Raw genomic sequence first — 13121 nt, 5'->3', positions numbered from 1 at the left:
TACTGGCGGGTAACTTACGACGTTTCCCGATTGACCATACATCCGACCGCACCGAACCAAGTGACCACTCTCCGCCGAACCGATCCCGTAGGCACTAACCTCTCGTCGGTGAGCGATTCTTCGAACGCAGCCTCGGCAGCGACACCCACGGTGATGAACCCTGTCCCAGATGCGGCTCGGCCGCTGCCAACAGATGCGGCTCAGCCGCTGCCTCTCACCGGGGAACGGACGGTCCCCGGCATAGCAGAGGAGAACTACTGGTTCCGTAGACACGAAATCGTGTACGAGCGCCTGGCGAGCCACTGCGCCGACCGCACGGTCCTGGAAGCTGGATCAGGAGAAGGCTACGGCGCCAACATGATTGCCGCGCTCGCGAAGACCGTCATCGGGCTCGACTACGACGCGTCCGCTGCAGCGCACGTGGCTGCTCGATATCCCCGAATCGCGATGCTGCGCGGCAACCTCGCACAGTTGCCCATCGAGGATTCCTCCGTCGATGTCGTCGTCAACTTTCAGGTCATCGAACATCTTTGGGACCAAGCGCAGTTTCTCGACGAGTGCTTTCGCGTGCTGACTCCCGGCGGTCTGCTGCTGATCTCCACGCCCAACCGCATCACGTTCTCCCCCGGCCGCGACACCCCACTCAATCCGTTTCATACCCGCGAACTGAACGCGACCGAACTCACCGAACTCCTCGAAGATGCTCGTTTCAGCGTCGAGGTGATGACCGGGGTCCACCATGGCGGCGCCCTGCGCGCGCTGGACGCAAAACACGGCGGTTCGTTCATCGATGCGCAGATCGAACGCGCTCTAGCAGGCCAGCCTTGGCCTGCGGAACTGACTGCGGACGTCGCTGCCGTGACGACCGCTGATTTCGATCTCACTCCGGAAAACATCGACGCCAGCCTCGACCTCGTTGCGATTGCGGTGAAACCCGACTCGACACACGTGAGTTCGGTAAGCGGGTGAAAGAACCCGGGATGTTCTCTCTGGTACTCCATTCCCATCTCCCTTGGCTCGCCAACCACGGCCGGTGGCCCGTCGGCGAGGAATGGCTGTATCAATCATGGGCTGCGTCGTATCTACCGTTGACCGAGATGCTGACGCGACTGGCAAGTGAGGGACGTCACAACCTGTTGTCACTGGGCATCACACCGGTGCTCGGAGCGCAACTCGACGACCCGCACAGCCTCGCCGGCATGCACCACTGGCTCGGCAATTGGCAACTGCGCGCCCACGAGTCGACAGATCGGGCGCTTGCAATCCGCGTGCATCGAGCTGCCGCGTCGGCGTTGGACACTTTCGAGACACAGTGGCGTCACGGCGGTTCCGCAGTCGTTCGTCGACTTGTCGATGCGGGCACCATCGAACTTCTCGGTGGCCCACTCGCCCATCCCTTCACTCCGCTGCTGGATCCACGACTGCGCCAGTTCTCACTGGCGGAGGGGCTCTCGGATGCGCAGACACGCTGGGGCACGAGGCCGAACGGCCTCTGGGCACCGGAGTGCGCATACACACCGGGCATGGAGGTCGAATACGACGCTGCAGGGGTCACCCACTTCATGGTCGACGGGCCGGCGTTGCGCGGCGACACGACCGTGGGCCGGCCCGTCCGAGACTCCGATGTCGTCGCGTTCGGGCGGGATCTTCAGGTGAGCTATCGGGTGTGGTCGCCCAAATCCGGATACCCGGGGCACAGCGCATACCGCGATTTCCATACCTACGACCACGCGACCGGACTCAAATCTTCACGGGTGACGGGTCGAAACGTGGACTCGGCGGACAAGGCGCCGTACGACCCGGAGCTCGCATCTGCGGCCATCGATCGCCACGTGGTGGATTTCGTCGACGCGATACGAAAGCGCCTACGCGCCGAATCCGCCCGTGCCGGAAGACCGGCCCTCGTGGTGGCCGCGTTCGACACCGAACTGTTCGGCCATTGGTGGTTCGAGGGCCCGGTCTGGCTCGAACGGGTCCTGCGAGCACTACCCGAAGCCGGAATCGACGTCGGCACCCTCGACGATGCGCGATCGAGGGGTTACGTCGGGTCCCCGGTCGAACTGGAGGACTCGTCGTGGGGCTCGGGCAAGGACTGGCGGGTCTGGGCGGGAGATGCCGTCGAAGACTTGGTTGCACTCAACGCCGAGGTCGTGGCGGCCGCGCTCGATACCGTCGACAAGTCTCGCGACAACGCGTCGATTCCAGGACAGCCCGAATTGCGTAACCGGATCAACGACCAGATGCTGCGTGAGACACTCATGGCGGTAGCCAGCGACTGGGCCTTCATGGTCAGCAAGGACACTGCCGCCGGCTATGCCCGCGAACGAGCGCACGTCCACGCGCACGCTCTCCGGGAGATCGCCGACGCAGTGAACCAGGGGCACGACGCGGCAGCGACGCGGCTGGCGGCGCAGTGGAATCGAGCAGACGGACTGTTTCCTGCGCTCGATGCCCGGCGCCTACCGAGTGGTCGTCGGTAGGCCACATACACACTGGACACGGGGCTGTACGGAGGGGAACGTCGAAGTGAAGATATTGATGGTGTCGTGGGAGTACCCACCGGTCGTCGTCGGCGGGCTCGGTCGACATGTCCACCATCTCGCGACCGAACTCGTACGCGCCGGTCACGAGGTCGTCGTTCTCTCACGCCGTCCCACCGGTACCGATGCATCCACACATCCGACCTCGCACCACATCGAGGACGGTGTTCTCGTGGTCGCGGTGGCCGAGGATCCTGCCCACTTCGTCTTCGGTGAAGACATGCTGGCATGGACGCTGGCGATGGGTCACGCCATGGTTCGGGCAGGAATCGCGTTGGGTAAACCAGGGCTCGGTGAAGGCTGGCAACCCGACGTCGTCCACGCACACGACTGGCTCGTCGCTCACCCCTCCATCACCCTCGCCGAGCACTACGACGTCCCGCTGGTGTCCACCATCCACGCCACCGAGGCGGGACGGCACAGCGGTTGGATCTCGGGTCAGGTCAATCGGCAGGTGCACTCGATCGAATGGTGGCTCGCCAACGACTCCGACGCCGTCATCGCGTGCTCTGCGTCCATGAAGGACGAGGTGACCCGACTTTTCGACATTCCAGACGCCGCGGTCACCGTCATCAGGAATGGGATCGACATTCGTGCGTGGAACTTTCGGCTACGGGAGCCGCGGTCGACGCCTGCGACGTTGCTCTACGTCGGGCGACTCGAGTACGAGAAGGGCATTCAGGATGCCATCGCCGCACTCCCCCGCATCCGACGCTCTCACCCTGGTACCACGTTGCACATTGCCGGGGAGGGAACACAATTCACTTGGCTCGCGCAGCTGGCAAGGACCCACCGCGTCGCCCGTGCGGTCTCTTTCCTCGGCACCCTCGGTCACGCAGATCTACTCGGCGCCCTCCACAGTGCCGACGCCATCGTGCTCCCGAGCCGATACGAACCTTTCGGGATAATCGCGCTAGAGGCTGCGGCAGCAGGCACGCCGCTGGTTGCATCGACCGCGGGTGGGCTGGGCGAGGCGATCGTGGACGGGCAGACCGGGTTGTCGTTCGAACCGGCCGACGTCGCCGGGCTCACGGCCGCCGTCCGGAACGTGCTCGACAACGTCGATGCGGCCCAGGCGCGTGCTTCGGCGGCGCGAGAACGCCTCACCGTCGATTTCGACTGGAAACATGTAGCCGAATCGACAGCGCAGGTCTATCTCTCGGCAAAGCGCAAGGTTCGGTTCCCGCTTGCGCGGCCGAACATCGTCGAGCGTGCGCTACCCGAACGTGGTTGAGTCGTCCCGAGCCGCCTCGGCCGCAGTGAGAGCCTTCTTGCGGGCGATGTCCTCGAGAGCGGCGATGTACTCGGCGCGCTTGGACGCGCCCGCTTCCCAGTCCACTTTCCGATTGCGCACGACCTTGACGGGCGCACCCACAGCAATGCTGTAGTCGGGAATATCGCCCTTGACGACGGCGTGTGCACCGAGGACGCACCCTCGACCGACGCGCGTCTCCCGCAGCACTGTCACCTTGGCCGCGATCCAGGTGTCCGGTCCGATCCGCACCGGCCCCTTGACGATTCCCTGATCCTTGATGGGCATCGTGACGTCGTCCATCCGATGGTCGAAGTCGCAGATGTAGCACCAGTCCGCGACCAGTGTCGACGCACCGATCTCGATGTCGAGATAGGCGTTGACGACGTTGTCCTTGCCGAAGACGACTTTGTCACCGATCCGCAGCGATCCCTCGTGGCTCCTAATGGCGTTGCCGTCGCCGATGTGAACCCAGCGACCGATCTCGAGCCGCGACAACTCTGGAGTCGAGTGGATTTCCACGTTCTTGCCGAGGAAAACCATGCCGCGCAGGATCACGTGCGGGTTCGCCATCTTGAACCGGGCCAGACGGTAATACCGGACGAGGTACCACGGCGTGTACGCCTTGTTTCGGCGTATCCATCGCAGTGAGTCGAGCGTGAGGAACTGTGCCTGGTCGGGGTCGCGTCGTCTCGAACCACGCCACCGCGTACGCAGCGGCGCGTTCCACATGCTCGTCATAACGCCTCACCCTAGTTTCGGTGCTCTCGCAATCCAACTTGGCCGCCCGAGCCTTCCGACGGCCGTTGATACGTGGCACACCACGGGATCGCCAGAGAGGCCGCGACGCGAGATCGACACCTCGGCCGCGATAGTCTCTGTCCCGACGAGTGCGGCGCCTCCCCGGCCCCTCCCGCGAAGATCATGAGCAGAGACCGGACACGAAGGAGATCACAAGGTGCTTGGCGGCAGAGCGGACCGCGTGTCGATTGCGACCCTTGCGATTGTCGGCATCTTGACCGTCGGTGCTTGCTCGAGCGGTGCCGGGACCATCGACGCGTTCGCGCCAGGGGGTTGGCCCGTCGCACACGGCGACGCACGAAACAGCAACACCACCGACCACACCGACTTGTCCGCGGTCTCGTTCGCGTGGTCGCGTCCGCTCGGTGGCGCCGTGGTGTCGCCGGTATCCATTGCCGCGAGCGGACAGATGTTCGTCTCGACCTACACCGACGCCGGGTGCAACCTCTTCTCGTTCGATATCGATTCCGGTCGCAAACGCTGGTGCAACCGACTCGCGCCATCCGTCGCCGTGTCCACCCCGCTCGTGGACTCGGTAGCGAACGTGTACGTCGGCGAGGACGGTGCGTTTTCCTCCTTCAACGATCACGGTCAGTTGCGCTGGCGCACACCGGTCTACGGCGTGCCGCGCACCGCCCAATTCCTCGGTGACGGAAGCGTGCTCGCGGTGACGCAACTGGGTCAGGTCAACGTTCTGAACACGCAGACGGGACAGTTGACCGTCCCTATCCACGACTTGATCGATACCCCCGACTTCCTCGCATCCCCCGACACGAACTTCCTCGCACCCGACTCCGGACTTGCCGACTGCGCAACCGGATCGGCGTCATGTCCCGTCGGTGCCGCCCCTGCGGTAGACCTCGAATCGTCCTCGATCTATCTCGTCCTGTGGCGGCCCGGTGCGATTGCGCCACAGCTGGTCTCACTCCATTACGACGCCGGTGCCACCCCGGCTCTGACCGAGCGGTGGTCTTCGGAGTTACTCCCGGCAGGGGTGACCTCGAGCCCGGTCCTGTCACAGGACGGCTCTACCGTGTACATCGCCGACGTCGACGGCCGAGTCGGCGCCTACAACGCCTCGGACGGCACCGTGAAGTGGACGCAGGGCGCAGCCTTCGGTGCTTCGGGATCGCCGTCGGTCTCCTCCACCGGCTTGATTGTTCCGACGGGCGGAGACCGCGGCATGCAAGCCTTACAGGACGAAGGAGATCACGCCACGCTCGTGTGGTCGCGAAATGATCTGCAGCAAGCCGGGGTTCCAGTTCAGAGCGCGGACGGTACCGTGCAGACGGTGGTCCGCCGCGGTGAAGAATTGGCACTCACCAGCATCGATGCCCAATCCGGGACTACCAATTCCGAGCAGATAATCCCGGACGCAACGGGTTTCACCGTAGGCACCTCCATCGGACCGGACGGTCAGGTCGTCACCTCGACCTACCTAGGCGAAATTTTCACCTACGCGTCCTGACCGTCGCGCCCGGTCTGCGTGCCTCGCAGATGAACGCGACCCCCGCACGCTCGACTCGGGTGATGATCACCGACAAGGCGGTCTCCCCTCGCAGCTTGAGTTTGGGTCGCAATAGGGCCGGGTCGACGTCCACGCCGCGCACGAGAATCTCGACAGCTCCACAATCGTGAGCAGTCAGAGCTTGGCGCAACGTCTTCTCCGAGTACTTGATTCGCTCGAGAATTCGAAATCCGTTGACACCGTCCGGCACCGAATCTCCGGTGAGGTACGCAATTCGGGGATCGAGTTGCCACAGTCCGTGTCTGGCCGCGTAATTCCGAACCAAACCGGCGCGGACGACCGCGCCGTCGGGGTCGACGATCCACGCCCCAGGAGCTTTGACCTCGATGTCATCGGGCTCTGCGTCGGTGATCTCGTAAGACGATCCAGTCGAGGAGAGAACCGACGCGCGTCTACGTACGTCGGGCCGCGTGAGACCGGGCGACCACAGACATGCCTCTCGGACCCCGGAATCCAGTGATGTCACCTCGATCTCGCCGGCGAAGTCCAGTCGGTCGAAATCCAAACCGGGTGCACATTTGACGACCAGATCGCGCCCGGCATACGCGTCGAGAAGCGCCGGGAGCGGAGGTTCGAGTGCCGCGGGATCGAGTGTTCGTCTCCCACCGCTGCGGCGTCCTGGATCGGCAAGGATCACCGTCCCCCTCGTGGTCGGGGTCAAGGCGTTCGCGCGCAGCAGAGCCGCGCCAGGCACGTTGTGCGCGGCCATCCGCAGCCGCGTCGGATCCAGATCGCTGCCGATCACCGTGTCGTTGCCGGCACCGGTCAAGGAGGCCAATTCGGTGCCGATGGAACACGTCACATCGTGCACTGCTCGACCTGCCAACCGGCCGGCCCTACGATCGGCGACAAGTGACGGTGTCGCCTGTTGAACGGCATCGTCGGTCAACAACCACCGGTCGGCATCGGTCAACTTCACGCGAGCACGACGACGAAGCGTGACCGTTTCCACGAGAGCTGCGACATGATCGGCGTGCGCCGACCTGATCGCCCCGATGTCGGCCAACATCGACGCGGATGTCAACGCATAACGGTCGACATCCGCCAGCGCAGCGACGCCGACATCGCTGAGGAGATAGTCGATGTCGGCGTTGCCGAAAAGATAAGCCATGTGCAGTACCGGGGTGAACGCTGGATCAGTCCGACTTCACTCCGGTAATCATCACGTTGTAGAAGTATCCACGCGGGACGACGTGCGTGAGAACCTTCTCATCGAGCCAGCTCAGTGTCTTCCAGCTACCGAACGCGAACTTGGCCCAATTCCAGCCGAGCTTGTCTGCAGGCACGGCGGCCTCGAAAGTGCGGACCGGCCAGCCGAGCAGAGCAGCTGCAAATTCTTCGGTCCGAGCCTGGACCTCGACGGCGCCTGCCGACACCGCAACGTTCTCGAGATCCGTGGGATCGAATGTATGCAGATCGACAATTGCCTCGAGCGCCGCCGCGCGGGACGACTCGTCGAGCTCCTCCTGCGGCTTGCGCCAACTGCTCAGGAACGGCAGCTTGGTTGTGCGAGTGGTCGCCTCCCACGTCAGCCGGCCGAGCCAGCGGGCGTAGAAGTTGCCGACGGTTGTGGGTTCACCGGCGAACACGAAACGTCCACCCGGCTTGAGCACTCGCAATACCTCACGAAGCGACTGTTCGACGTCGGGGATGTGGTGCAGAACTGCGTGGCCGACGACCAGATCGAACGTGTTGTCTTCGTACGGAATCGTCTCGGCATCGGCGACCCGACCATCGACGTCTAGATTCAGATGGCCTGCGTTGCGCAACGCAACCTTGACCATCCCGGGAGACAGGTCCGTCACCGAGCCCTTCTCGGCAACACCGGCCTGCATCAGGTTGAGCAGGAAGAAGCCGGTGCCACAGCCGAGTTCGAGTGCTCGTCCGTACGGCAGTGCCTCCTGCGCGCCGGCTTGCCCACTGACAGCCTGATCGAATCGGCCGCGCGCGTAGTCGATGCAACGCTCGTCGTACGAGATCGACCATTTGTCGTCGTACGTTTCGGCTTCCCAGTCGTGGTAGAGCACCTGGGCGAGCTTGGTATCGGACCGTGCCGCCTCCACCTGCTCGGCGGTGGCATGTGGGTTGGGCGTCGGGTCGCTCGAAGCGTCGGGGACGGCTCGCAGGCTGGTGTCAGCGCTGCCGGTCGACGAATCTTTGCCGTCGTGGGGGCTTGCAGTCATGAGGGCAGCCTACTATCCGGTAGGAAATGAACAAGTTCTAGTTTCTTGTATCTTTTCACTCGCCGGTGAACTCGGCTTTGCCAGGTCCGTTCGCGATGAAAGATTCCATCCCGATCGTGCGATCGGCCGTGGCGAAGAGGGATGCGAACTGGCCGGCCTCGATCTTCAAGCCAGTGTTCAAGTCCGCGTCGAGCCCCTGGTCGATCGACGCTTTGGCAGCTGCCAACGCCCTGGACGCGCCTCCGACGAATTGGGAAGCCCACTTTCGCGCCGCGTTGTACACCTCGTCCGGGGCCACGACCTCGTCGACGAGACCGATCCGCAGCGCTTCCTCCGCACCGACGAAACGGCCCGTGAACACGAGGTCCTTGGCCTTGCTCGGCCCGATCAGGCGGGCGAGACGCTGTGTGCCACCGCCGCCGGGGATGACGCCGAGAAGCACTTCCGGCACACCCAGTTTGACGTTGTCTCCGATTACTCGGCGGTCCGCGCTCAGCGCTACCTCGAGTCCCCCACCGAGTGCGTATCCGGTGACCGCGGCGACGACCGGTTTGGGAATGTCGGCCAAGGACCCGATTGCCGACTGCAGATCACCGGCGATGTCGCTCATCTGACCGAAGGTGAGCGTTGCCATCTCTTTGATGTCCGCACCGGCCGCGAAGACCTTCTCGCCGCCGTACACAATTACCGCCTTGACCGAAGAATCGACGGTCGCCGCACGGGCCGCTGCCCGCAGTTCCTCCTGGACCTGCCGATTCAACGCATTCATGGGTGGACGAGCCAACCGAATGGTTCCGATACCGTCTTCGACCTCTAAAGTTACGAACTCAGCCATGGGAACACACGCTACCTGTGCGATCGGTCTGCGAACTCAGGGGTAGGCGACGCGACCGACCTAGGGTTTTCTACCCGACCATGGATGCGCGCTGTCCGCGTAGTACCCGTCCTGGCCTGGGAAATCCACCCGAATCTTTCCGTCGACACGATGCAAATCGGGTTGGATCGGCGCAATATCGGGCGACGCGTCGAGAATATCGGCGATCGAATCGAAGCCTTCGAGTCCTGACAGCTGGCTCCACGTCGGGGGCAACAAGATCGTCTCTCCGCGACGCCAGTCCGCCAACGCCGCCGTCGACGAACGCCATCCAACCGATGCCGCTTCACTGGTCGCTCCGTCTGCCTCCTGGCCATCCGGAAGCACTGCCACGAAGAATCTCGTGTCGTAGCGACGCTTCTCTCCGATCGGAGTGATCCAATTCGACCACGGCCGCAGCAGATCGGCTCGCAGAACGAGCCCGTTGCGTGTGAGAAACTGGCCGAACGTCTGCTCCCGCCGCTCCAACTTGCCACGATCTTCTGCGAAACAACTGGTATCGGCAACGGTCGAGTCCGGCGTAGGGCCTGCGAGAAGAACTCCGCATTCCTCGAAAGTTTCGCGCGCTGCAGCGCACACGAGCGCTGTCGCTTTGCGCTCGTCGACACCGAACTTTTCCCCCCACCATGCCGGCCCGGGGCCGGACCACGCCACGTCGGCGTCCGCGTCGGACAAGTCGACGCCACCACCCGGAAAGACGGTCATGCCGCCGGCGAAGGCCATTCCACCGACGCGTTCGAGCAGAAACACCTCGATACCGAGGGCACCATCTCGAACCAAGATGACGGTCGACGCGTCGCGGACGGGGACTTGCTCGGGCACCGACACACCAGTTGATGTCATGTTCGAGAACCTACCCGGCACCGAACCTGCCGCCTTCAGCGGCGATGCTGGCCGGGCGTGCGGGCTCGACGGGCGAAGAATCGACCGTCGACTCGATCGAGCGCAATCGACTGGCTGAACGCCTCGGTCAGATTCTCCGCGGTGATGACGTCCTCGAGAAGCCCCTGAGCAACGACTCCACCTTCTTTGAGCAGCAGTGCGTGACTGAAGCCAGGTGGTATTTCCTCGACGTGGTGGGTGATGAGGACGGTTGCCGGCGCGTCCGGATCTGCCGCCAGGTCCGCCAACCGTGCGACGAGTTCCTCGCGGCCGCCCAGATCGAGCCCTGCCGCCGGCTCGTCGAGTAGCAGCAGCTCCGGATCGGTCATCAGTGCTCGTGCGATGAGCACCCGCTTGCGTTCGCCCTCGGACAGCGTGCCGTAGGTGCGATCAGCCAGATGCTCGGCGCCGAGGCTTTCCAACATTTCCACTGCCCGCTCGGTATCCATCTCGTCGTATCGCTCACGCCAGCGGCCGAGCACGCTGTACCCGGCCGAGACCACGAGGTCGATCACCGTTTCGTCTGCCGGAATCCGGTGTGCCAACGCGGACGACGAAAGGCCGATTCGAGTTTTCAGTTCGGCGACATCGACCTTCCCCATCACTTCACCGAGAACGTGAGCCGATCCCGAGGTCGGGTGCACCTCAGCGGCCGCAATGCGCAGGAGCGAGGTCTTGCCGGCCCCGTTGGGCCCGAGTACGACCCATCGTTCGTCGAGTTCTACCTGCCAGGTGACGGGACCGACGAGCGTTACCCCGCCCCGCTTGATGAGAACGTTGTTGAAATCGATGAGCAAATCGGGATCCGGTTCAGACACGTGTCTATCTTGTCCCACATTCGTCGGGCTTTCACGGCAGGATCTGCAGGCGTGTCGTCCAACCTTCATCTCGCCTGGCGCGAAGAGACCCCGCCGCCAGGATCGCCGCTACCCCTCGGGGCAACTGCCTACGCGGGTGGTACGCAATTTGCAGTCCACTCCCCCGACTCGGACGGCATCGAGGTATGTCTGATCGATCCGGATGGAGCCGAGCGAAGGGTCGAACTACGCAGCCGCACCTTCGGGATCTGGCATGGCATCGTTCCGGACGTCGGACCGGGACAAAGGTATGGGTACCGGGTACACGGACGCTGGGATCCCGCCACCGGACGCCGCTTCAATGCGCACAAGATTCTGATCGATCCCGCCGCCCGTCGGATCACCGGAAGCCTTGGATCGGCTCAGGCCCTACTGCCTTACGACGAGGATCCGTTCGGACACCCCAGCACCATCGATTCACTGGGGTCGATCCCACTTTCCGTCATCACCGGGCGATCCGCTGTCGACACAGGTTCTGCTCCGGCCGTCCCCTGGGATCGCACCGTGATCTACGAGATGCACGTCGGTTCCTACACAGCAAGAAACCCGGCCGTTCCCGCGGCACACCGTGGGACGTATCTCGGACTCACCGCACCCGCAGTGCTCGAACATCTGACCCGCCTCGGTGTGACCACCATCGAATTGCTCCCGGTCCAGGCGATGCTCACCGAACCAGGTGTGCGCGCCCGCGGCAAGCGCAATCATTGGGGCTACTCGACCGGCGCCTACTTCGCACCCGACCCCCGTTTCGCAGCGGTACCGGGAGCCGAGATCGACGAGTTCAGGGCAATGGTGCGAGCACTTCATTCTGTCGGAATCGAGGTCGTCCTCGACGTCGTCTACAACCACACCTGCGAATCCGGGGTCGACGGCCCCTCGATCAGCTGGCGTGGGCTCGATGCCCCCGGCTACTACTTGTTGGACGGCCGTGGCTACGACGTCGACCTCACCGGGTGCGGCAACACGCTCGACGCGGCGTCACCTGCCGTGGTTCGGATGGTGTGCGACAGCCTTCGATATTGGGTCACCGAGATGGGTGTCGACGGATTCAGGTTCGACCTCGCCAGCACCCTCGGCCGGCCAGGAGGCTGGCGATTCGATCCACGTGCTCCGCTGCTGACTGCGATCACGACCGATCCGGTTCTGTCGCGGACGAAGCTGATCGCCGAGCCATGGGACGCGACCGGCGCGGGGTACCAAGTCGGCAGTTTCGAAAGTCTGTGGTCAGAATGGAACGATCGATACCGCGACACCGTGCGCCGATTCTGGGCTGGACACACTGGTGTTCGCGAACTCGCCTCCCGCATGGCAGGTTCGGAAGACATTTACGGCGGGGGTTCACGCAAGCCTTGGGCATCGATCAACTTCGTGACGGCACACGACGGCTTCACCATCGCCGATCTCGTCTCTTACGCAACCAAACACAACGAGGCGAACGGTGAAGACAATCGCGACGGGACCGACAACAACTACTCCGTCGATCACGGAACGGAGGGTCCAACCGACGACCCCGCCATCCTGGCCGAACGCGGCCGTCATGTCCGCGCACTCCTTGCCACGCTGACGCTCTCGACCGGCACTCCGATGCTCCTCGCAGGTGACGAGCTCGGCCACACCCAGTTCGGCAACAACAATGCCTACTGCGTTCCCACCGATGCACCCGCTGCCCAATCGTGGGCGCTCGACTGGTCCCACGTCGACGACGACCTGATCGCCTTCGTCGCCAGACTCCTCCGAATCCGTCGCAGCGCTCCATCACTGCGTCAACAGGAATTCTTCACAGGCCGTGACACTCCGTCGGGCCGGCCGGATCTGGTCTGGTTCGGTGCTGATGGCGCCGAGCTGACCTCACACTCGTGGAACGACGACTCGGTGCGCACGTTGCAAGCGTGGGTAGACGGCGCAGACGTTCGGTCCTACGATCCCGACGGGCAGCCCGTCCGTGATGCAAGTTCGCTGTTGATCGTGCATTCGGGTGGACCGACCGACATCGAACTGGCCTGTCCTTCCTGGGCCGCAAGCAGATTCGTTCCCGTGTTCGACTCGTCCACCGCCACCGGGGTTCCCGCCGATACGACGTCGTTGCCCGCCGGATCGGCCATCTCCCTTACCGGTTCGACAGTCCTTGTATTGCGTAGCGACGGCAGGTAGTGCATGAACAGTTGAACGAGTGGCCCGATCCCCAAGGCGTACAGCACGGTTCC

Annotated in this window: 11 protein-coding genes; 5 read left to right on the top strand and 6 right to left on the bottom strand. The window is 63.7% G+C overall.

The window, feature by feature from the left end:
* The first annotated feature begins 153 nt into the window (after positions 1-153).
* The 3 genes from O1W68_RS10660 to O1W68_RS10650 are packed head-to-tail and all read left to right on the top strand — an operon-like array spanning position 154 to position 3774.
* On the top strand, positions 154-969 hold the full coding sequence (locus O1W68_RS10660) for a class I SAM-dependent methyltransferase (protein WP_269303739.1): 816 nt from the start codon (positions 154-156) through the stop codon (positions 967-969).
* 11 nt (positions 970-980) lie between these two features.
* Complete coding sequence (locus O1W68_RS10655) at positions 981-2480, top strand: glycoside hydrolase family 57 protein (RefSeq protein ID WP_269303738.1); 1500 nt, start codon at positions 981-983, stop codon at positions 2478-2480.
* Positions 2481-2526: 46 nt separating this feature from the next.
* Positions 2527-3774 carry a glycosyltransferase family 4 protein gene (locus tag O1W68_RS10650; RefSeq protein WP_269303388.1) on the top strand — a complete coding sequence of 416 codons (1248 nt, stop codon included), beginning with the start codon at positions 2527-2529 and terminating at the stop codon, positions 3772-3774.
* On the opposite strand, the gene O1W68_RS10645 is transcribed toward O1W68_RS10650, so the two are convergent.
* Positions 3757-4533, bottom strand: a complete 777-nt coding sequence (locus O1W68_RS10645) for an acyltransferase (protein WP_269303386.1) — start codon at positions 4531-4533, stop codon at positions 3757-3759. The two genes, O1W68_RS10650 and O1W68_RS10645, sit on opposite strands and share 18 nt — an antisense overlap.
* 217 nt (positions 4534-4750) lie before the next feature.
* On the opposite strand from O1W68_RS10645, the gene O1W68_RS10640 reads away from it, so the two are divergent.
* Positions 4751-6061: an outer membrane protein assembly factor BamB family protein gene (locus tag O1W68_RS10640; RefSeq protein ID WP_269303385.1), complete on the top strand. Its 1311-nt coding sequence runs from the start codon at positions 4751-4753 to the stop codon at positions 6059-6061.
* On the opposite strand, the gene O1W68_RS10635 is transcribed toward O1W68_RS10640, so the two are convergent.
* From O1W68_RS10635 to O1W68_RS10615, 5 genes are read right to left on the bottom strand one after another with little or no spacing between them, the layout of a single operon-like run.
* Positions 6045-7232: a THUMP-like domain-containing protein gene (locus O1W68_RS10635; protein WP_269303383.1), complete on the bottom strand. Its 1188-nt coding sequence runs from the start codon at positions 7230-7232 to the stop codon at positions 6045-6047. The genes O1W68_RS10640 and O1W68_RS10635 overlap by 17 nt on opposite strands.
* A gap of 25 nt (positions 7233-7257) precedes the next feature.
* Entirely contained in the window at positions 7258-8304 is a 1047-nt protein-coding gene (locus O1W68_RS10630) for a class I SAM-dependent methyltransferase (protein WP_269303381.1), read from the bottom strand.
* 55 nt (positions 8305-8359) lie between these two features.
* A complete protein-coding gene (locus O1W68_RS10625; RefSeq protein ID WP_088944471.1) occupies positions 8360-9139 on the bottom strand; it encodes an enoyl-CoA hydratase/isomerase family protein in 780 nt (259 codons plus the stop codon).
* Positions 9140-9199: 60 nt separating this feature from the next.
* Complete coding sequence (locus O1W68_RS10620; protein WP_269303378.1) at positions 9200-10021, bottom strand: NUDIX hydrolase; 822 nt, start codon at positions 10019-10021, stop codon at positions 9200-9202.
* Between the two features lie 35 nt (positions 10022-10056).
* Complete coding sequence (locus tag O1W68_RS10615) at positions 10057-10878, bottom strand: ABC transporter ATP-binding protein (protein ID WP_269303377.1); 822 nt, start codon at positions 10876-10878, stop codon at positions 10057-10059.
* Positions 10879-10929: 51 nt separating this feature from the next.
* On the opposite strand from O1W68_RS10615, the gene glgX reads away from it, so the two are divergent.
* The gene (gene glgX / locus O1W68_RS10610) at positions 10930-13068 is read left to right on the top strand and encodes a glycogen debranching protein GlgX (protein ID WP_269303375.1); all 2139 of its coding nucleotides are present in this window, start codon (positions 10930-10932) and stop codon (positions 13066-13068) included.
* Positions 13069-13121: the final 53 nt, after the last annotated feature.

Source organism: Rhodococcus sp. H36-A4 (genome assembly GCF_027158005.1).
In the GTDB taxonomy this organism is placed as follows: domain Bacteria; phylum Actinomycetota; class Actinomycetes; order Mycobacteriales; family Mycobacteriaceae; genus Rhodococcoides.
This window is presented reverse-complemented; position numbering and strand designations above follow the sequence as displayed.

Excerpts from the sequence above, each read along its gene's own strand:
- O1W68_RS10660 (WP_269303739.1), top strand. The coding sequence starts at position 154 with ATGAACCCTGTCCCAGATGCGGCTCGGCCGCTGCCAACAGATGCGGCT.
- O1W68_RS10655 (WP_269303738.1), top strand. The coding sequence starts at position 981 with ATGTTCTCTCTGGTACTCCATTCCCATCTCCCTTGGCTCGCCAACCAC.
- O1W68_RS10645 (WP_269303386.1), bottom strand. The coding sequence starts at position 4,533 with ATGACGAGCATGTGGAACGCGCCGCTGCGTACGCGGTGGCGTGGTTCG.
- O1W68_RS10635 (WP_269303383.1), bottom strand. The coding sequence starts at position 7,232 with ATGGCTTATCTTTTCGGCAACGCCGACATCGACTATCTCCTCAGCGAT.
- O1W68_RS10630 (WP_269303381.1), bottom strand. The coding sequence starts at position 8,304 with ATGACTGCAAGCCCCCACGACGGCAAAGATTCGTCGACCGGCAGCGCT.
- O1W68_RS10625 (WP_088944471.1), bottom strand. The coding sequence starts at position 9,139 with ATGGCTGAGTTCGTAACTTTAGAGGTCGAAGACGGTATCGGAACCATT.
- O1W68_RS10620 (WP_269303378.1), bottom strand. The coding sequence starts at position 10,021 with ATGACATCAACTGGTGTGTCGGTGCCCGAGCAAGTCCCCGTCCGCGAC.